This is a genomic window from Spirosoma pollinicola (assembly GCF_002831565.1).
In the GTDB taxonomy this organism is placed as follows: domain Bacteria; phylum Bacteroidota; class Bacteroidia; order Cytophagales; family Spirosomataceae; genus Spirosoma; species Spirosoma pollinicola.
The window spans coordinates 7878375-7895584 of record NZ_CP025096.1 but is presented as its reverse complement, the minus strand read 5'-3'; the positions used below and the strand labels follow the sequence as shown (position 1 = coordinate 7895584).

Annotated in this window: 24 protein-coding genes and 1 pseudogene; all 25 read right to left on the bottom strand. The window is 45.6% G+C overall.

What is annotated here, in order from left to right; all coding sequences use genetic code 11:
* Positions 1-87: 87 nt before the first annotated feature.
* Positions 88-1130 (bottom strand): annotated as a pseudogene (locus CWM47_RS33380) (IS701 family transposase).
* Positions 1131-1193: 63 nt separating this feature from the next.
* Entirely contained in the window at positions 1194-1775 is a 582-nt protein-coding gene (locus tag CWM47_RS33375; protein ID WP_100992852.1) for a hypothetical protein, read from the bottom strand.
* Positions 1776-1863: 88 nt separating this feature from the next.
* The gene (locus CWM47_RS33370) at positions 1864-2508 is read right to left on the bottom strand and encodes a hypothetical protein (protein WP_100992851.1); all 645 of its coding nucleotides are present in this window, start codon (positions 2506-2508) and stop codon (positions 1864-1866) included.
* Between the two features lie 169 nt (positions 2509-2677).
* Positions 2678-3070 carry a hypothetical protein gene (locus tag CWM47_RS33365; RefSeq protein ID WP_100992850.1) on the bottom strand — a complete coding sequence of 131 codons (393 nt, stop codon included), beginning with the start codon at positions 3068-3070 and terminating at the stop codon, positions 2678-2680.
* A gap of 210 nt (positions 3071-3280) precedes the next feature.
* Positions 3281-3700 carry a hypothetical protein gene (locus CWM47_RS33360; RefSeq protein WP_157816134.1) on the bottom strand — a complete coding sequence of 140 codons (420 nt, stop codon included), beginning with the start codon at positions 3698-3700 and terminating at the stop codon, positions 3281-3283.
* Between the two features lie 34 nt (positions 3701-3734).
* Entirely contained in the window at positions 3735-3914 is a 180-nt protein-coding gene (locus tag CWM47_RS38475; protein WP_157816133.1) for a hypothetical protein, read from the bottom strand.
* Positions 3915-4131: 217 nt separating this feature from the next.
* A complete protein-coding gene (locus CWM47_RS33355) occupies positions 4132-4944 on the bottom strand; it encodes a PRTRC system ThiF family protein (RefSeq protein ID WP_018622883.1) in 813 nt (270 codons plus the stop codon).
* Position 4945: 1 nt separating this feature from the next.
* Complete coding sequence (locus CWM47_RS33350; RefSeq protein ID WP_100992848.1) at positions 4946-5659, bottom strand: PRTRC system protein B; 714 nt, start codon at positions 5657-5659, stop codon at positions 4946-4948.
* Entirely contained in the window at positions 5643-6764 is a 1122-nt protein-coding gene (locus CWM47_RS33345) for a hypothetical protein (protein ID WP_100992847.1), read from the bottom strand. Before CWM47_RS33345 ends, CWM47_RS33350 begins: the two co-directional genes overlap by 17 nt.
* A 57-nt stretch (positions 6765-6821) precedes the next feature.
* Complete coding sequence (locus CWM47_RS33340) at positions 6822-7040, bottom strand: PRTRC system protein C (RefSeq protein ID WP_018622880.1); 219 nt, start codon at positions 7038-7040, stop codon at positions 6822-6824.
* 11 nt (positions 7041-7051) lie between these two features.
* Positions 7052-7657: a PRTRC system protein E gene (locus CWM47_RS33335; protein ID WP_100992846.1), complete on the bottom strand. Its 606-nt coding sequence runs from the start codon at positions 7655-7657 to the stop codon at positions 7052-7054.
* A 49-nt stretch (positions 7658-7706) separates the two neighbouring features.
* The gene (locus tag CWM47_RS33330; RefSeq protein WP_018622878.1) at positions 7707-7928 is read right to left on the bottom strand and encodes a hypothetical protein; all 222 of its coding nucleotides are present in this window, start codon (positions 7926-7928) and stop codon (positions 7707-7709) included.
* 192 nt (positions 7929-8120) lie between these two features.
* On the bottom strand, positions 8121-8444 hold the full coding sequence (locus CWM47_RS33325; RefSeq protein WP_100992845.1) for a hypothetical protein: 324 nt from the start codon (positions 8442-8444) through the stop codon (positions 8121-8123).
* Positions 8445-8557: 113 nt separating this feature from the next.
* Positions 8558-9043, bottom strand: coding sequence for a hypothetical protein (locus CWM47_RS33320; RefSeq protein WP_100992844.1), 486 nt, complete (start codon positions 9041-9043; stop codon positions 8558-8560).
* Positions 9044-9291: 248 nt separating this feature from the next.
* Entirely contained in the window at positions 9292-10011 is a 720-nt protein-coding gene (locus tag CWM47_RS33315; RefSeq protein WP_157816132.1) for an ATP-grasp domain-containing protein, read from the bottom strand.
* A 76-nt stretch (positions 10012-10087) separates the two neighbouring features.
* Complete coding sequence (locus CWM47_RS39510; RefSeq protein ID WP_240625590.1) at positions 10088-10675, bottom strand: zincin-like metallopeptidase domain-containing protein; 588 nt, start codon at positions 10673-10675, stop codon at positions 10088-10090.
* Between the two features lie 72 nt (positions 10676-10747).
* Entirely contained in the window at positions 10748-11050 is a 303-nt protein-coding gene (locus CWM47_RS39505; protein ID WP_240625589.1) for an ArdC-like ssDNA-binding domain-containing protein, read from the bottom strand.
* A 269-nt stretch (positions 11051-11319) separates the two neighbouring features.
* Positions 11320-11568, bottom strand: coding sequence for a hypothetical protein (locus CWM47_RS33305; protein WP_100992842.1), 249 nt, complete (start codon positions 11566-11568; stop codon positions 11320-11322).
* 1 nt (position 11569) lies between these two features.
* Positions 11570-11824 (bottom strand): hypothetical protein, encoded by a 255-nt coding sequence (locus CWM47_RS33300; protein WP_100992841.1) that lies wholly within the window; start codon positions 11822-11824, stop codon positions 11570-11572.
* A 409-nt stretch (positions 11825-12233) separates the two neighbouring features.
* Positions 12234-12518, bottom strand: a complete 285-nt coding sequence (locus CWM47_RS33295; RefSeq protein WP_100992840.1) for a hypothetical protein — start codon at positions 12516-12518, stop codon at positions 12234-12236.
* A 1022-nt stretch (positions 12519-13540) separates the two neighbouring features.
* On the bottom strand, positions 13541-13783 hold the full coding sequence (locus tag CWM47_RS33285) for a hypothetical protein (RefSeq protein WP_018622869.1): 243 nt from the start codon (positions 13781-13783) through the stop codon (positions 13541-13543).
* A gap of 53 nt (positions 13784-13836) precedes the next feature.
* On the bottom strand, positions 13837-14547 hold the full coding sequence (locus CWM47_RS33280; protein WP_100992838.1) for a hypothetical protein: 711 nt from the start codon (positions 14545-14547) through the stop codon (positions 13837-13839).
* 269 nt (positions 14548-14816) lie between these two features.
* Entirely contained in the window at positions 14817-15887 is a 1071-nt protein-coding gene (locus CWM47_RS33275; RefSeq protein WP_100992837.1) for a hypothetical protein, read from the bottom strand.
* A gap of 13 nt (positions 15888-15900) precedes the next feature.
* Positions 15901-16713, bottom strand: a complete 813-nt coding sequence (locus CWM47_RS33270) for a ParA family protein (protein ID WP_100992836.1) — start codon at positions 16711-16713, stop codon at positions 15901-15903.
* 214 nt (positions 16714-16927) lie between these two features.
* Positions 16928-17200, bottom strand: coding sequence for a hypothetical protein (locus CWM47_RS33265; RefSeq protein WP_100992835.1), 273 nt, complete (start codon positions 17198-17200; stop codon positions 16928-16930).
* Positions 17201-17210: the final 10 nt, after the last annotated feature.

Genomic DNA, 17210 nt, shown 5'->3' with positions numbered 1-17210 from the left:
GGCATTTTGTACTTTGGCTACTTTCTATTCTTATACTATCGTTTTCTTTAAAATACCACTTTCTACACTCTCACTTAATAGCTGATGTTACGCCAATTCCATCGCTGTCTGTTGGCTAAGTTGATTTTTTAAGACATTTAGCTCGGCAAAGGCCGCTTGCATAGCTTTGAGGTATAACCGGCCTTTCAAAGCAAAATGGTTCACATGAGCGGTCAGCCGCAAACGCTCTAATTTGACGTAGGCGCAAATGCTGGCAAACAAATGGTTGATTTGAGTGCGGTGAGTGCGCGTAGGTGACTTTTCCAACGACGCATTCTGTTTGAGCGATTTGTGGTACTCCTCGATGCCCCACCGTTTTTGGTAGGTTGTTAGGAGTTGTGTTCGCCGACTGAACCGTCCTTGTTGGGAAGAACGTCGCCACAAATCGCGACCGGTGTAGGCACCGAGCGAATGTAAGCCGTCAAGACGGTGCCTGGCTGAAGCTTTAGCGTACTGATTTTAACAAACTTACCATTTGCTCGCTCCTGCTTGGAGAGAGCCACTTCAAGGTTGGATTTGACCGCACCCAGGTAGTGATGCTTCAAACCTAAAATCAAGTTAATGTTGTCCGAATTGGTGTACCAAGAATCGGCCAGCACATACCGGAAGGGAACCGCATTCTGATGCGCCTGCCGCACCATGTCCTGAAACATCTGGTGCTTGGTACGCTCCGAACGCCAAACCACTTTGCGGGTTTTTAATTCGCACTGCTGGACTTTAATAACCGGCTCAAAACTGAGAGGACATTGACCTTGGCTGGTTTGGTAGAGTAAACTAACAAAATTGATGCCCCGTACATATTCACCACGAGTGTGGTCATAGTGGGTGGTGACCACCCCATTTTCGTCACTGTGGGGTTTATGAGCGATGCTGTCATCGGTGAGCAGTACCCCATCGGGTTCCTGAATTTGGCGAATCAGGGGTTTAACGTGTTGCCCCAGCATTCGATTATCACCTTGCAGTCGGTTGAGCAGATCGGTCACTGCATCGTGGCCTACAGCTCCATCCGTCAGCCGTGACAGACCAGTAGCGGTAGTCTGGCCAAAGCTACTGAGTAAGTAGTCGGTATAAAGGTCAAGAGTTGTCTGCATATTCAAAGTTAAACCTGCCGCTCAAAAGGTGGCGTAACATCAGCTGTATAAATATGGTAGACTTTAGGCCTTGTTTAGGCCCCTTAGGTTCCTATGGGTCTGCTCATCAAACAAACTCATCTGCCTTGTATCAACGTATCTGTCAACAGGCGTTACTGGCGGCAATGGAGCAGCAAACCGTTGTTGTAATCCTTCCTGAATAAGTGGCCAATTGGCTGGCCAAAGGCTGAGCGTTGCCAAACCGCCGTACTGTACCGTCTCATTCCACATCGAATAGCGTACGTACCATAACTTCTCATTTTGCGGTTCCTGAATCACTTGATTCTGTTGCTGAATATATTCCAGAAACCATTCAGCCGTTTGTTGGCAGGTCATTAAATGAGTCTTTAGTTTTGCTCTATCGGGAATCTTGTAGGACTGGGTAAACAGGTACTGATAATAATACCATACTTCATTCCATCGTAGCTGAAGGATGCGTTTTTGTTCGTACTCCTCTTTAGAATCACCACTATGCGGATTAACCCATTCGTTCCACCGGGACCGCCAGTAAACCTCATCTGTTGATGGTAAAACAACTGCCTGTAACTTAAATAAGGTGGGCAGGAAAGCGCATAACGCTTCGGTTGCCTGGTCAAAAACTGTCATGACCGCTGATTGATTGGGGAAAGCAGCTATGAGCTAATTCTCGGGTAAGTACGGGTGGTGTCAAAAATTTTTGACACGTGCACACTAGTTAGGCTGCCTGGAATTCAACCAGGCACTCCTCAAGTGGCTCAGATGTAGTGGCAATCCAACCTTGACGACCCTGGTACTGCGTGGGATATATTTGCACAATAATCAGATTCTCCACCGTCGCCGGCATAAAGACAAGCACAAACCCCCGGTTGTCGTCAAAAGGATCCATGAACCGAAACTCACCGGATAATTCCTTCGCCCGAATCGTTATTTCCTTATAAATATGACTATAACAAACTACTAGACGGCAGTGCTTGCGGTCATACGTAATCAGGGGAAAGTACGGTTTTTTAGGGAAGGTATCGTTTGACTGGGGCTGCCACAACCGTCCATTATAAGAGATGTGGGCAACAGGTCGTCCCAGCGCGTTCGTTACCTGGCCTCCGCACCAGTGGCCACCTCCTAATTGATGCTTACTGATATATTCCAGACAGACCCGGCGGGCCTCCAGTACGGAACGACAAGCTTTTTTGTAACACCGGCTCGACGGCAGCGGTTTAGACGGTGACTGGCCCAGATCCGGATTACCCCGATTACTTAGAGACACTATAAATTTTGGTTTGGCCGTTACGGGTTTTAGTTGATCTGACCTACTCGTTTGTTGTTGAGTAACCGGACTAATTGAATGGGGTTGAAGATTCATAAATTTTGGTCGATTTGGGTGAAAATGAAATGAGCTTAGGGTTCACTCTGGAATTCATGGGGAGCGCTTCCGGCTATCCAGCTTCCATTCATAGCGGGCTGAAGTTTACATTGATTCACATTCACTACTAAGCGGGTAAGGCACAGGCGGAACGGCAGTTTTCCCGTGTTCAACTAGAGTAAAACCGTACAGACGTTTCAACGAAGATTTTGATTAACTCGCCAAGATCATCACGAACGTCTTCAGGCACCGGTGAAAGAACGATGTGCAGATACCGCTGAAGGGCTTTTTCGGCCAACACGTGCTGGTTGGTAGTGTTCAGTAGTTGACTTGAGGACTCCTCCTTCAGGCCGTCCTTTAGACTATGCACGTTAACGGCCGCCGCCTGGGCCCAAGCTACTTCCATCTTTTCCTGAAATGTCCGCAATTCCTCCCGAAACGGGGCAAATTTTTGCACTACTTCCTGGCTGGAGAGCTCACTTAAGTCAAACGTCGGCTCAGTAAGCCATTTTTGTTTTAATGTTTCTACCTCCTGTAGCGTAGCGACGGGGTTTGTTTCCATGGAAATATGAATTAAAGTTAGTTTTATATTTTCAAATATAACTATTTAAATTTTAATACTTGAAAATATAAAACTATAGTTATCCAGGACTTGGCTAAAGTTATTAGCCAGTAATCTGATGACATATCCTTACATCAATGATTCTTTTACTCAGATTCAACGCCTATAGTACAGGCGTTGAATACTACCCATACAAACAAAAATTTCTTCTTACAGACGTAGATAAAACCCGGTCTGGCGTGACCCGGTCTGTTTTTCAATCAGCGGGATAACCATGTCATCGTAGATACCAAGAAATTCGGTTTCTTTCTCGATAATGATCGACTGTCCCATAACGTACCGTCTGAACCGCAGATTAAATAAGTCCTTGCCTGGATTATAGCTGAACTCAACGGTATCTATTAAAGCACCCGATCCCATTTTCCAGGTGAGGTTGAACTGGTCATTATCAAACTGAACATGATGGGCACCCATCATGCTAAACCCTATATTGCCAATTAGGTCATACATAAACCAGACTTCCGAACACATATCGGTTAAGGGCTGTGTTTGACTGGCCTCCCTAGCAGCTACCAGTGTTTCAGCCAGGCGCTGAATTATAGTTTCCGTGAAAGGATCGAGCGCATCCATCGTCATAGAATTTTGAGGTTGGTAAGAACGGGGTTTAAACAACCGGCTTTATGAATTCAGGGTAGTCTTTACTAACCGAGCGCCAGGGTGTGCAGCAAAGTACCTGCTTTCCCTCCCGCGCGACCCAGTGCCAGCGCGTGGCGCACCAGGACACCAGGGGATCATCGAAAGGTCCAGATTCGATCAGTCTTCGGTAGGCATCAGCGGGTTTCATGGGGAAATATTCTGGGGTTGTCACTCAGCCTTTTGGCCTTCCTTTACTAACTTAAAGATCGGCATTCTGAAACCAGAAAACAAGGCAACTCGCTAATTTACAAGGAATTACAAAAGCATCTTTCCCCTTATTCCCAGGTAGAATTAGTGTAGTCCAGTTCAGTGTTGTGAGGTAGTTAGCGACTGGCTAAACAGCCAGTCCAAAAGCTCGTTAAACGTTAGTTCAGTTTTAGTGGCTGGGTGCGAAACTCGTGCAGGTTCAGAAACACCCCCCTGTGTTCAGTCATGCCATTTCGTAACAGCGACCACAGCAGGGAACTACCAATATTGGCTAATGTCGGATTAATGAATAACTCCTGTTTGGATAAGGCTTCCGCCAGCGAACAGGATGGCGTATCATCCGAGGTATCTGCCTGTTCCAGCAAGGTTTTAAACTCATCCGTTACAAAGGGTAGCTGTTCAACGGTACGATACTTTTTTGAGGTAGGTTGTGGCAATTTACCCACTGTTGAGAGAATTACTTGTCCGGTATGTCTGCCGTTGCCAAAATCCATCCAGTAGTAGGGTCTATCCTGATGGTGTTCCCGTTTTTCAATAATTTGACGTAAAATATTGGCTAACTCCATTCTCGATGATACCGTGTCTACGCAACTGATAAATACGTTAGCTGATGCCAGTGCATTATATTCTTTTCTCAGACTGTTGATGCAGTAGGGTTCCGGTACGGCTTTCCAGTTCGTTCCGAAAAATCGGTTAGTACGATTCACTAAGGCTACCGCTTTGTTAAAACCTAGTTCTACCTCCGCAAATAGCTGACGACCTAAATTTGCTTTACTCACCGTATCACCATCCCAAAGATTTACCTGAAAACCGGGATGCTCTAACTGCTTAAGGGCATAATTCATCTTAGCGAGTGCCATCAGCATTTGGGAACCTGTCCCGCCCGCGCCCAGCAGATTTACGGTTACCGGATTGGTCGGATTAATTAAATATCCGGCGGTAAAATGCATTAGTGGTTTTTTAGTTTCCATACTACAATAGCTGCTGGATGGTTAATGAACTTGTGGTTAATAACCCTATTGGAAACGGTTTTCCTGAATCCATCAGTGACTGCCAAAGCTGGATAATATTGCCTTTTACGGGTTGATGCTGGTCATTCAAGTGAGAAAAATAACTGTTAAAAAAAGCCGTTTCCCAAGCCCCTATAAATTCCTCCAACGAACTTGATTCGGTTATTCCTACCTGTACAGTACCCATACATACATTTCCTGATTTAGCCGTATTAAAAAAAGGAGCGTAATAAAGCGGGGTTTTTATGTCAGGTTTTCCGTCGTCTGATAAGGCGAAAAGCTGTAGTTCGCACTTTGAGGCTTTCCAGACCAGGGCCGGTACCTGGGCTTTGCCGCATGGAATGGTCAGAGAGTCTTTAAAAAACAAAGATTGCTCCTGCGCGGGTGTGTACCATAATACAACACCGGACTGCGTATTCAAGCTAAGTAAATTAGCCGGTAATAATCCTTTGGGCATCAGATAATCCTGTTGCTTTTTCTCTTTAGTGAGTAGTGCTTTCGACAACATAGTAAGCTTGTTCTCGGCCAACGGATGGGCATTTATGGGCTTACCCGTTTTCTTCTCGATGTCGAAAGCTTCCAAATAAAACGAACGTGTTTCCAACTTCGAGCGGTACAGCAATAAGGCTTTAACGGGATAATAGCCCTGTTCAAACTGTTCAGTTATATTTTGCATCCGAGCTTAGTTTATGTTGAACTGAAATCAAATTACCCACTGTCGTAAAGAAGGTTTCTTCGAATTCCAGATTTAGCGTCTGAACGGGTTGTGGCTGGTCGAACATCTGTACTGTTTGGGGTAATTCAACATAGCCCCCCCCATTAAAATCAGCATCTAGCGACTGCACAAGATCATCGTAAATCCCATCGTCAAAATCCCAGATGAACGAAATAAACTGATCGGGATGAATCCGGTATTCCTCGTCAGGAGTCATCAGACCAATGTGGTAACTATCCCAGATGGAACGGTTTGGAAACCGGGTGTACAAATTGAGAAATGTACTGGCAACGGCTTTTAATTCAGCTTCGGCTTCTGACTCAGGCTGGAACCCAGAAAAACGCCTGTGGAAGTTTTTCAAGTGGGTAGTCTGGTTGATTCGGTTGCGAATTATCCGGCTCCCCCGACGAGACTGCTTCACTATTTTTTTAAAGGCGGTGTATTCTTTACGCTCCTCCCGGCCAGTCCACTCAGCACGACTTTCCAGCATCATGTCGCATTGATAAAACACATAAGAACTCTGGTCCGATAGAAATGGCAATCCGCTAATGTGCATCAGGTACGCGTAAATAGATTCAAGCAGGTGCGTCAATGGTTTATTATTACCCGATTTTTGAAGCTGCCAAAGGGGTTTAACCGGAACGAAATACGAATAGTAATCGGTATCGTACTGCTGGACGGTCGCTAAAGTCCCTTTGGTTGTCTCGTTGGATAGTATCAACACGTCTACGTCCTCCCGAATAGCTTTCAGCTTCTCGACAACGAGTTGATAACTGTGCTGAATATTAAACGGGTAATTATGCCCCCATTCCAACTGATGCACGTCAAGGCCCAGATTGTAGAGGTCAGACAGGTAAGAAACCGATTTAAAAAAATCGGTTTCTACTCCCTGCTGGTCGAAAAGCTCTTCGGTTAGAGGATAAACGGGGGCAAAGCAATGGTTTAAAAAACCATCGGCAGTAGGCTGAGGGGCGCACACCGTTGTTGCCCCGTTATGGCCTGTCTTGCGTCGGGCATCTGATCGAGCGTGTTCATGTAGTCGATTAGATTTCGGGCGAGCAACCATTTTGGTTCATTGAGTTTAATGGACGGTATCTTTCGAGCGGATTTACCCATCATTTTTCTAACCTTTAGTTCCCATGACTGATTCAAATCTGTACTGAACCGCATCATCCCTGATGTCAGCGGGACTGATTTTAGCGGTTGTCAGAATTGCGTATAGGTTGGAATAATGGTTTAAAACTGCCTGTGGACTAAGCGTGGGGTCGGGGTCAGATAATTCAACGGTTTGCCCTTTTTCTTCCATCAGAAAGACACGTTTGAGTTGGGTTGCAAGTAACATAAGCAAATAATTTAAGCGGTCACAGATTCAATTGTTGCGTTTGTTGACGTTTCTACGCCTGACGTATTCTCCTCAGTAGAGGGCTGACTGGCTGACTGGACAGGTATTGCATCGAACAATCCTGGCTGTGAGAAATTTGCCAGTAATTCGGCACGTTTTTTACGAATGGATTCGGCCTGATCGGGGTGCTGTTCAGGGTCAGGCGTTTTGGCGTAGGCTTCCCGGTATCTTTTTTCTTTTTCCAGTTCCTCTACTTTCTTCATGGCCGCGTCGTAGGCTTTATTCAACTCCTCTTTTGCTTTTTTCTTAGTTGATTCTTCGAGCTTTTCCTTTGCCGATTGCTGTTGCGTTTTTTCCAGACTCTTTTGAAAGGCTTCCAGATTGACCATTAATCCCGATGCCTGTTGCATCGGCTTTTCAATAATATTGAAGAATCCAGCATCCAGTTCAGTAGGGGTGCCTGTTATATTAAGTGGAGCAATCTGTTTACGGGCCTCATCCCCGCATAGGTCATTGACTAAAAGTAAGGTTACGCGCTGTCCGTTTGGCGTATTGGTGATAACTAGCTTTAAATCACCTGTAAGATTCAGAGCCGCAAGGCGTTGAAAAAAATCCATAAGATTACCAATTGAAAGTAAAAGACGATGGCTACCATTACGAACACGTTTATTCCTGAAACGGGTCACGGGCGGGATGCGTAGAAATAATACGGTTGGCCCGTATGTTTACAAATGACTTACCCTCTAGGTTGACTTTCTTCGTGTTCCAGCCAGCTAGTTCATATTTTTGTCCGTCAATCAGAATCTGACCTATAAAATCTGGGCTATTGGGCTTGTTCTTGCGGGTATTTGGGTGTAAAACTCCGCTTAATTCTTTTAGCTCTGCCATGTAAAAAATATAGTTAACTCACTGATTATCTACATTATAAATATACGAAATATTCATTTAACCCTCAACCTTTGTGCCCCTTATGTTAATCTGATTGGCCCACCCTTTTCCCCTTCATCCCGTGTTTATACGCATTCCTACTAGTGAAATCGTGGAGTGTTTAGTGTCGTGGAGACATGGATAAGAGGCTTATTATTGACTCCCTTCAACTAATAGCTGCTGGAATGTACCATTGGCTAGCCGCTGAAACGGGCAATAAGTATCACCATTCAATAGACAGATATTTGCTACTAACGAGTTACGGGGATTCTGCTGATCGTACGCCTGGTAAATAAGCATACCCAAATAGTCTAATCTAAATGTGGTCATTATTTGAATTAGATGGCCATAACTGCATAGGGCTAAACCAATGATTTCTTCCCGATTAGCCCTATGCTCATCTATCTGACGCAATTCACCCCGATAAGCAGGATTATAATTGCCTGTATTGCGAAGTATCTTTGATGCAGGGGTCATTATAGGATAAAGTTTACGGACTGCGGCTCTTCGCCTGAACGATTCAGGTACTTTTGAACTCAACTAACGCATATCTATATACGTTGCATATTGAGATAAGAATTCAGTTGTAATCAGACCAAGTTTGGTGGTGAATTAGACAGCTTCTTAAACTGGTAAGCAGCGCTGACCTCTGCGATTAATTGACCGGGATTAAATCGATCTTCTCCGGCAACAAGCGTATAATTATATACAAATGTATCGGTCGACAATTGAAGCAGTAAGCCTTCGACCGTAAGGTTTACCTCAACCTGTAGCGTCTGGCCGGGAAAATCACTGATGGCTAAATCATGTAGGGAGTCGATTAGTTGAGCACTGAAATGGTCGAAGTCACCGGTTTCATCACTATATGCGCTGATTAACTGCGTATTGGTCAGGAGTTGTTCGTAAACCCTCATAACCGGCGTTTCTTCATTCCAATCAAAAATGAAAAGTATAGACCCATCTGTAAAGAAAAATTTTACGGGGTCAAAGTACTCTCCACTGTGGTCCAGTACGGTATTATCTACGTAGTTCACTGGCTTCCCCCTTAAATAAGCAGTAATTTGTTCATTCGTCATGCCGGCAACCTGCTGGGCAAACTGAGTTGCCTGGCAGCAAGTATTTTCTTTGCCTTACACTGACCTGTTCAGTTGATTTGTCATCCCGTCTTAGCGTTAGATTCTAATTGAAGATAGCGTTTTTTTATCCGCTTCCCTACTATAACTATCTGTTATTTAAGAAGTTAACAAATCCTATCTTCCCCTTTCTCGTTAATGTGATGTATAGTGTTGTTTGCGAGTCAGGCAGATTGGTGCCTGTTTAAGAGCTATGCGGCCCCCTTAAGGATTTCATTCCACCGAAGTAATAATCCTTCAGCGTACAGCTTGGGATCAAGCCCAAAACTATCAAGGCTCCAGAAATCATTGCACTCGACGAGTAAGGTTCTACCTAGTGAATCCAGACCAAAATCAATACTGAACGCCAATGGTTGTTCGGTAAAATCGCGGATCGCCCGGTTAATAATCTCGCAGCTCGGGAAAAGGCATAAATTGCCTTTATAGTGCTTTAGACCCACCAATTTTCCTTCAATGATAAACCCCCGGTATTCAGACGTAAACGTCACCGGTATGGATGTCAAAGCTTCGATGCTTAACGGGACTGTATTAACGATGTCTATCAAATCGGAAGTCTGTTCAATTATACGGGCTTCAAATAGTTTATGCAGCGTTGGTTTTATAAAATAGGGGTATTCCGTCTGGATCAACGCCTGCTCCAGTGTTGTCTGCTGGATTGCTCTTCCTGCATAGTAATGAAGTTGCTTAGGTAAGGTTATTGAACCAGGCATAGGTATACCCATTGCCATAAGCCAATATCTTACATCATCGGCAAACCCGACTACCAACACACTCGGATGCAGAGGTACCTGGTCAATAGTTTCGTAAAATTTTGTTGCTACGCCCATCTGTTTGAAGCCTAATAGTGCGTCAACGCCTGGCTTGTCAATGGGAAATTGATCTAACGCCTGAATATAAACCGTTCTGGTCATGGGTTGAGTTAAGTGTAGTTGATACATAAAGTAGCTTGGAAACTACTTTATGTATCATTGTTATTCTGGAATCGTTTTAGGCTGCGTATGCCGCTAATGGTTCTGGCTCGGTAATAGAGTGGCCTGTTATAAAATTAACCGCTTTCTGAGCCTGACCAGCTGCACGTACGATCAGCGTCTTGTCATTTTTCAAAGCCCCTAACCAGCTTTGCAGATACGAAACAGCATTTGTAATCAATCGGTTATCAGTAATGTCAATCCCACTACTGAGCGCCAGAAAACAAGCGCCCATTTCAGCCGTTAATTCTTCCTTTGCATATTTTTCTCCCCCGAATCGATCCGAATGAACCAGTTCATCGCGGTTCAGCCGATCACGATGACCCGTAGAATGAACGAGTTCGTGAAATAAGGTCCAATAATAGGCTTCGGGGCAGTCGAAAGCTGGTAGAGTTGGCATGTTCACCCGATCATATAACGGACTGTAACAGGCCCGTTTGGGGTTATTATGCACAAGGACTGGCCCGTTTTTGTAACTGGCAAGAACGGCTTCACACTGGTCTATAACGAGCTCCTTCGCTGGTTCCTGAACTGGTAACAACGTTGGTAGCTCGATGGCGATGCCTTCAACGTCTGATACGTGGAAAACATAATAAGGCTTTAACAACGGTATACCGACAGCTTTGGTCTTCGTTTCCCCCTTCCGGTTCGTTGTCTCCTTTTCTTTTTCGATTACATTTCAATAAACGATAGGTATGCCTTTGGCCCCTTTGCGGATGCTACCCCCTAGTTGAGCTGCCTGCTTGAAGGTTAGAAAGTAAGGACGTTCCACCGAGCGGCAACCTAGAAGCACGCTGTTGATACCAGTATATGGTTGTTTGGTCAGGTAGTTACGGGCTACTTCGGCTTTCCCGTTTGGCAGTACCCCCCACCGCTTCCGCCATGGTAGTTTGCCTTTTTCAAGTTCGGCAATAATCTGATTCGTGATTACCTGATAAATGTCGGTTTTCGGTTGCTGGGGAAATTTGGTCGTCTTGTTCATTGTATTACCCGAAATTACAGGTCGGTGCCGCCCTCGTATCAACTATATAAAGATACGCAAAACGGCCCCCTTTTTGAAGTCAACTAGCTGAAAGACAGGAAGTTAACTAAACGCCTTTCCCCTTTTTCCCAGAATAAAATAAGTGTTGTAATCGTGTAGTGTAGTAGCCAAAACGCATCCATATAAGTCAGCCGGTGCGGGTCATCAACTCGAATGGCTGACAATCCTGACGTCAGGATTGCCAGCCAACGTAGAAAGCAGTTTCCTGCTTATGAAGCAGAATTCATTGACGGATTAAGAAATCCTTCTCTTTCAACCCAGGCTCTTACCCAACCCAGTGCCTGGCTTCGTAGTGAATCATCAATTCTCGGGTAATCAAGTAAGGCTTCGATGGTCAACCCTTCCAGATTAAACGGCTTGCTGGAGTCATTGCCAAATAAATCCACGATTACCGGCTTCAGCTCTTGCAGGATCTGGCTAATTACGGTTTCGTCCAGGGCCGGTAATGGTGGAAACATTTTATCCCACCGCTGAGGTGTAATACCGGACAGAATAAATCGCTCGGGCGACCCCGTCCCGATCCTGTGGTGCCAGTGTTGGAAAAGCATCCTGAATGACAACTCCACTACGCATACGTTCATAACTTTGCTGAAAGGATTCCAGCGTAAGGGGCAATTCATGCCGGTAGGTTTTACCGTCCAGCAAACAAATACGTTCATACCATACACCATGTTCGGTCGAGCCAAAAGCTTCGCCATTCTGAGTTGAAATCATAGCATACAGGACTCCAAGAAGGTGATGATTATAGGATTGAGATAAACCTAATAAATAATTAGTCTCCGAACAGCAGACGTAACAAGACCACTAGACCACTGCTCAGCGTAATCGCTGCGAGTACATCCATCAGGGTCCGTGTAAATCGAGAGTAGTGACCTCGGCTTTGAATCAGATACATCAGCAATAAGCCCGTTAGAGCGATAGTAAGTAACGTTGCGGTAGTATTCATGCCGTTTAACTTCCGTGCCGGTCATAAGAGCACAATTTTTGCAGTAGTTATTGACGCTGACTCAAATGTAGAACGAAGCCTAAACGTGTCAAAAATTTTTGACACCATCCAGTTCCTATAGTTTCTACTCAACTGGTGACGCCACGCTGTGAAAAGTCGTTTGAGTAAGACACAGGGTCATTTAAGTGGTTTACGGGGCAAGGCGGTGGTGGGTTGAGTATCCTCCTGCCCTACCCCATACTTTAAGTCGGTTATAATTTGAACGATCTCGCCGACAAAAGCTAGTATAACCGCAAATACAATGATGTATCGATGCCAATTAGCCAGCGCAATCATTAGAATAGTAAGAATAATAGCTACCTTCCAACGTCTGCGCAGTAAAAAATAAAAAGGGGGAAAGATGACGGCTAACATGAGTCTCAATCCGTAAAATAGCCAACGAGAATCAGGTATCTTTTTCATACGATTTAGGGTTAGTGAAGATAAAGAATTAGAGCAATCTATTCATTACTGGAACATTTGTACAAAGCAGAATAGCCATTCGTTTTCCCATTTCTGATTGATTACCCATTTCAACCGGTCGGGAAAATTCTATTTTAATGTAACCACCTGGCAAAAGCCGTTGCACTTCCTGTGCAGAGCAAAACGTCCACTGATCTGCTCTGCCAAATTGAACCCAGCTTTCAGACTCCCGCATCAGTGAAAACGCATTGGTTTGAATTCGGTGAATGGGTGCGTAAGCACCATACCGTAGCGCAACCGCCCGGCACGGTCCGCCGCTGCGGGCCCGGATGATTATCACTAAAAACCGATGTCTTGATAAGAATACCCTGACGTTTGGCTTGCCCGATGGCCCGTTTAAATTCAGCCGCTCGGTGGTCCGATAGATTCTTCATGATCTTTGTCGTCGTGATTTCGGCTTGGAAGGCAAGGTTTTATGGATGATGTAGCCATATCCATATTCAGCCTGAATTTTCTTGATTTCGTCCTCAACCTTACTGTTTCTAACTCTATTAGGCAGTTGCCAGCCGCTACAGTCGTCCGTTGCCAGAAAGAAACGGGAATGCGTTTTTCCTTTTAAAACCTGGAGTACTGTATCAGCCTGCCACATGCCTTTTTGCCGGTTAATTATAGTCTAAAGATACGTCCAAAATAGGCTACTTTCAAACATAACCAACTGTAATACAATGAATTAACCCACCACTTTCCCCTTTATCTCCCGCGCAAGCGGCTTAAACGCGAATAGGTGTAGTCCTGTGTATTGTCGTCAGGTTTGGTAGAGACGGCTCTCTAATCCTGAATCGAATCATGATCGGAATGGTGTAACCAGGCCAGTCATGATGAGTGGAAGGGTTTGAGAGTGGGCTATTATAAGGTCGAGTGGCGGTTGGCGACCGCAGGAAGCTGAACCGTGGCTCGGCCCGTGTAGTGAAGCAGACGCTTGAAATGGGACTATGATCCAGATAGAACATAGTCCCATTTGCCTATTCTGTACTGGCCCTTAATTCGGGTGATGGTACAGATGGCTTTCTGCTGAACGCTTTGTAAACCTGTTTGGCGAACCAGACTAACAACCGAAATCCGTACCAGAATCCGATAGCTGTTAAAATCATCATGAGAGCCGTTGTAAAGGCGATTATATGCGCCAGGGGTGAAAGTATGTACTTTCCAATTTTTGTAAATACGTGCATTATCAGAACGTACACAGCAAGCATTGTCTCAATCATTGTATTGCGTTTATAGGTGAGAATCGGGTCAGGGTATATCCTGACCCGGTTAATTAGAAGAAATAGGTAGCGCCCAGACCCAGCCCAAACTGGTTATGGATGTTGGCAGAAATCAGCACATGATTGAGTTGATACCCAGCGGATACTCCTAAACCAAAGGTGGGCGTTTTATGCGTTACCGCTTCGTAGCCGGTCGGCGTCGATGTATAAGCTGGACTTGATACCATCGTCATGGACAAATAGCCGCCAATACTTACCTGACGGCTTGTAATCAAGCCACCACCCCCATAGAACAGTACGTCGTTAACAGGTGTAAAGCTGCTGGTTTTATTGGCGTATAAGCCAACTCCCGCTGTGAAGTAGGCCGCACGCCGTCGAACCATAGCACCGGCCAGTAAACTCCCGTTCAGATAATACGTAAGACCAACCCCAATAGTACCCGCTTTTTTTGCCGTTCGAGTGCTGTCGTCTTGTAACGCCTGGGTGATCAGATTTTTCAATGAAAGGTTGGGGCCTGTCGATTGAACCGGGGTAAACGTCGTAGGGGTGGTGCTGGCTTTGGGCGTACTGGATGCTGCGGTCGTCGAACTGGTTTTGGTGACGACGGGGGCGGTAGTGGACACCGCTTTCGGGCTCGATGCCGGTTTACCAGTAAGGGCGGTAACGGCTTTTGGCGTGGTGGACGTGGGCTTGGGAGTTTGCCCAAACGAGGTTGACAGGGTGAGCATCAGCAGGGCAGATGCAAATGTTGAGATGGTTTTCATTGGCTATTTTTGTTTGTTTATCTACCTAAAAATAGCACATAAATAAACATATAACAAGCTGAAAACCAGCACTATAACTACTATAATCCACCCCCCTTCCCCTTCTTCCCGGTGCGTTAAGCACCTCACTAATGGCTACTTCCTTTTAATAAAATAGTGTTGTGTCTGGAAAGTGTGAAGTGATTTGGCAGATTTGATCTGTTGATCGTAAGTATAAAAAAAGGCAGCACGAAGCTCGTGCTGCCTGATGTGATAATAGCCAATTCATTTTAGGACAATTGAGACAGGTAATCATTCAGGATACCAAGTCTTAAAGCTTCCTGCAGCGTTAATGAAGCGAAGCCATTTTCGTCAGTGATTTGTTTATCCTGCCGCAATACTTGCCAATCTTCAACAACCTGTTCGTCTTGCAGAAGACGAGCACTTATTTTTATTACCAGATCTGCCGGCTGTGCATTCAGGAAAGCTTTACGTAGCCTCTCCAAATGGTCATTCGTTTCTGATGACTTCTCTCCTACCGTCGTATTTGAATCTACTGAAGTCTCATCCAATTCTCCCCCGGAAAAGTCAACGATTTTCAACTCATTGACTTCTTCTGTTGGCTTCTCTGAGGGTAGCCAGGTAGCATCAGGTACCTTATTCTTCTCCCGGGGTTGCCCCATAGCGGCCGCTGTTAAGCTGGCCTGATCGGTCAGAAACTCCTCGGCGGCTTCCTTCTCCCCGCGTGGTTTCTGATCTTTGGGCGGTTTACTGTTACGTGGGACACCGGTTATGGCCTCAGCCTTCTCACTTATTTTTTTCGCTGTAATTGCCTTCCCAGTACGCTCCTCGTCCTTTTTAACCTCGTCCCAAACCCGCTTCCGTTGTTCTTTAGGTACATCAGCCAGTGCGCTGGCGTGCGATTCTTTTTTAGGCATGACAATGGCCACATTCGTGTCATCATCAGTGTTTTGCACCTCTGCCATTAACGCATTGACAACCTGTGCCGCTTCCATCAGTTGGTAGGCCCGTTGCCGGCCTATTTCGAAGCGTTCAGCCAGGTACGCTTTTAAGGAAAGGTGAGTGCTCCTGTATAATTTTGCGTCTCGAATCTGGTACAGCGCGGTGCCGACGGTAAGATACGTATCTAACCCCTCCTGGATGATGGCCTCTAATTCCTGCCTGGTCGTCTGTTCGTGTTCCTCAAGCGGTGAAAGCTCCGGTACCGTATCCTCCAGCTCCGATCGAAGTGAAAGTACCTGCGTGCCCGGTTCTAACGTTTCGACCTCAGTCGTATCCTCTTCATGCAGATTGGTGATGAAGTTGGCGAAATTTTTCTTTCTGTCTTTTTTGGCTTCCATGGTCGACTACCGTTTACAGAGGTTTGACAGCAGTACCTTCCTGCTGCAGTTGAGTGGCCTGAATCAATTCGTTGACTAATGCGCTGAAATCAGCGGCACCGTTCGACTTAGGCGCATAATCGAATATACTCTTGTGAACAACGGTACATTCCATGAGTCCAACGAACTGGCGGATCGCCGTTTTAAAAACGGGCACATTCTGATTAGCCAGCGCTTCCTCGATCTGGCGGGCGAAGGTGGTCGTCAAATTAAATTTATTTTTGACAATACCAGCCAGTTTGATATCGAGCCGCATATTGCGCTTCAGCTTGGTTACATACTTCAGCATTTCATCCAGGCCGATATACGCAAAATTCTCACCCTGCATAGGCACCAGGTAGTAATCGGCCGCCGCCAGAGCGTTGGTTGTAAAAGCAGCCAGGCTAGGCGGACAGTCGATCAATACGTAATCGTAGTCTTTTCCCTCCAGATGAGAACGGAGCTCCAGCATGGCACCACTCGCGTTGAGGGCTGATTCATGAGAAACCATTGTCCGGGCGGCCGGTAATAAATCTAACTGCGTCCAGCTTTCGGCCTCATCCGTAGACTCTACCTTTCCCTTGAGGATAACTTCATCCCATTCCATCTCATCGATCAACAACTGACCCACGTGACGTTTGAGGTTTTTAAAACCCACCGCGCTCGTCAAGTTAGCCTGGGCATCCAGATCAACCATCAATACCTTATTCCCCAGTCGTTGTAGACCAGCTGCCAGGTTAAGCGTTATTGTTGTCTTTCCCGTGCCACCTTTGTTGTTGGCTACCGCAACCACGATTTGCTTTTTCATATCTTAAACCGTTTGTACCTTAAAAGTAAAAATTCCCAACTGGATTGTCCTAATTGAATGCCCTAAGGTTATTTAAATCAACAAGACCGAGCTTCTATTTTCGTAAATCTAATATCAAATAAGATATTTTGAAAAAAAGCGTTTTTTGAGCCCTAAACGCGGGCACCGGTACGGATGCTCTTCTCAAAGTCCCCTATCAGTACCGGACTGGTCCTTATAGAACGTCTGAGTCGTCGCCGGGAAGTACAGGCCGGTGTGTCCGAACAAATGTTTCAACTTCGGGCAGAACCAACGTGCGTATGTAATGCGCTGTCGCTTTGTCGGTTTTTGGAGAAGGTTTGGAGCCCCGTGCCGGCTGATTTTCTGCTGTCCACTTCAAATCGGCAAATTCCTGCTGGGTGAAGGCTACAGTAACTTTGTGGATAAGCCGCTGCTCAACGGGTTTCTCAGGGCGACCGGCGTTTTTTTTCTTCGAAGATTCTGTCATAACACAACGG

Coding starts and splice junctions, on each gene's coding strand:
- CWM47_RS33365 (WP_100992850.1), bottom strand. CDS start 3,070: ATGGAAACAAACCCCGTCGCTACGCTACAGGAGGTAGAAACATTAAAA.
- CWM47_RS33320 (WP_100992844.1), bottom strand. CDS start 9,043: ATGACGAATGAACAAATTACTGCTTATTTAAGGGGGAAGCCAGTGAAC.
- CWM47_RS33275 (WP_100992837.1), bottom strand. CDS start 15,887: ATGGAAGCCAAAAAAGACAGAAAGAAAAATTTCGCCAACTTCATCACC.
- CWM47_RS33355 (WP_018622883.1), bottom strand. CDS start 4,944: ATGGAAACTAAAAAACCACTAATGCATTTTACCGCCGGATATTTAATT.
- CWM47_RS33270 (WP_100992836.1), bottom strand. CDS start 16,713: ATGAAAAAGCAAATCGTGGTTGCGGTAGCCAACAACAAAGGTGGCACG.
- CWM47_RS33300 (WP_100992841.1), bottom strand. CDS start 11,824: ATGATTTCAACTCAGAATGGCGAAGCTTTTGGCTCGACCGAACATGGT.
- CWM47_RS33330 (WP_018622878.1), bottom strand. CDS start 7,928: ATGGCAGAGCTAAAAGAATTAAGCGGAGTTTTACACCCAAATACCCGC.
- CWM47_RS33335 (WP_100992846.1), bottom strand. CDS start 7,657: ATGGATTTTTTTCAACGCCTTGCGGCTCTGAATCTTACAGGTGATTTA.
- CWM47_RS33360 (WP_157816134.1), bottom strand. CDS start 3,700: ATGGATGCGCTCGATCCTTTCACGGAAACTATAATTCAGCGCCTGGCT.
- CWM47_RS33350 (WP_100992848.1), bottom strand. CDS start 5,659: ATGCAAAATATAACTGAACAGTTTGAACAGGGCTATTATCCCGTTAAA.
- CWM47_RS33375 (WP_100992852.1), bottom strand. CDS start 1,775: ATGACAGTTTTTGACCAGGCAACCGAAGCGTTATGCGCTTTCCTGCCC.
- CWM47_RS33295 (WP_100992840.1), bottom strand. CDS start 12,518: ATGAAAAAGATACCTGATTCTCGTTGGCTATTTTACGGATTGAGACTC.
- CWM47_RS33315 (WP_157816132.1), bottom strand. CDS start 10,011: ATGACCAGAACGGTTTATATTCAGGCGTTAGATCAATTTCCCATTGAC.
- CWM47_RS33265 (WP_100992835.1), bottom strand. CDS start 17,200: ATGACAGAATCTTCGAAGAAAAAAAACGCCGGTCGCCCTGAGAAACCC.
- CWM47_RS33345 (WP_100992847.1), bottom strand. CDS start 6,764: ATGGTTGCTCGCCCGAAATCTAATCGACTACATGAACACGCTCGATCA.
- CWM47_RS33370 (WP_100992851.1), bottom strand. CDS start 2,508: ATGAATCTTCAACCCCATTCAATTAGTCCGGTTACTCAACAACAAACG.
- CWM47_RS33285 (WP_018622869.1), bottom strand. CDS start 13,783: ATGATTGAGACAATGCTTGCTGTGTACGTTCTGATAATGCACGTATTT.
- CWM47_RS33280 (WP_100992838.1), bottom strand. CDS start 14,547: ATGAAAACCATCTCAACATTTGCATCTGCCCTGCTGATGCTCACCCTG.
- CWM47_RS33325 (WP_100992845.1), bottom strand. CDS start 8,444: ATGACCCCTGCATCAAAGATACTTCGCAATACAGGCAATTATAATCCT.
- CWM47_RS33305 (WP_100992842.1), bottom strand. CDS start 11,568: ATGTTTCCACCATTACCGGCCCTGGACGAAACCGTAATTAGCCAGATC.
- CWM47_RS39505 (WP_240625589.1), bottom strand. CDS start 11,050: ATGAACAAGACGACCAAATTTCCCCAGCAACCGAAAACCGACATTTAT.
- CWM47_RS38475 (WP_157816133.1), bottom strand. CDS start 3,914: ATGAAACCCGCTGATGCCTACCGAAGACTGATCGAATCTGGACCTTTC.
- CWM47_RS33340 (WP_018622880.1), bottom strand. CDS start 7,040: ATGTTACTTGCAACCCAACTCAAACGTGTCTTTCTGATGGAAGAAAAA.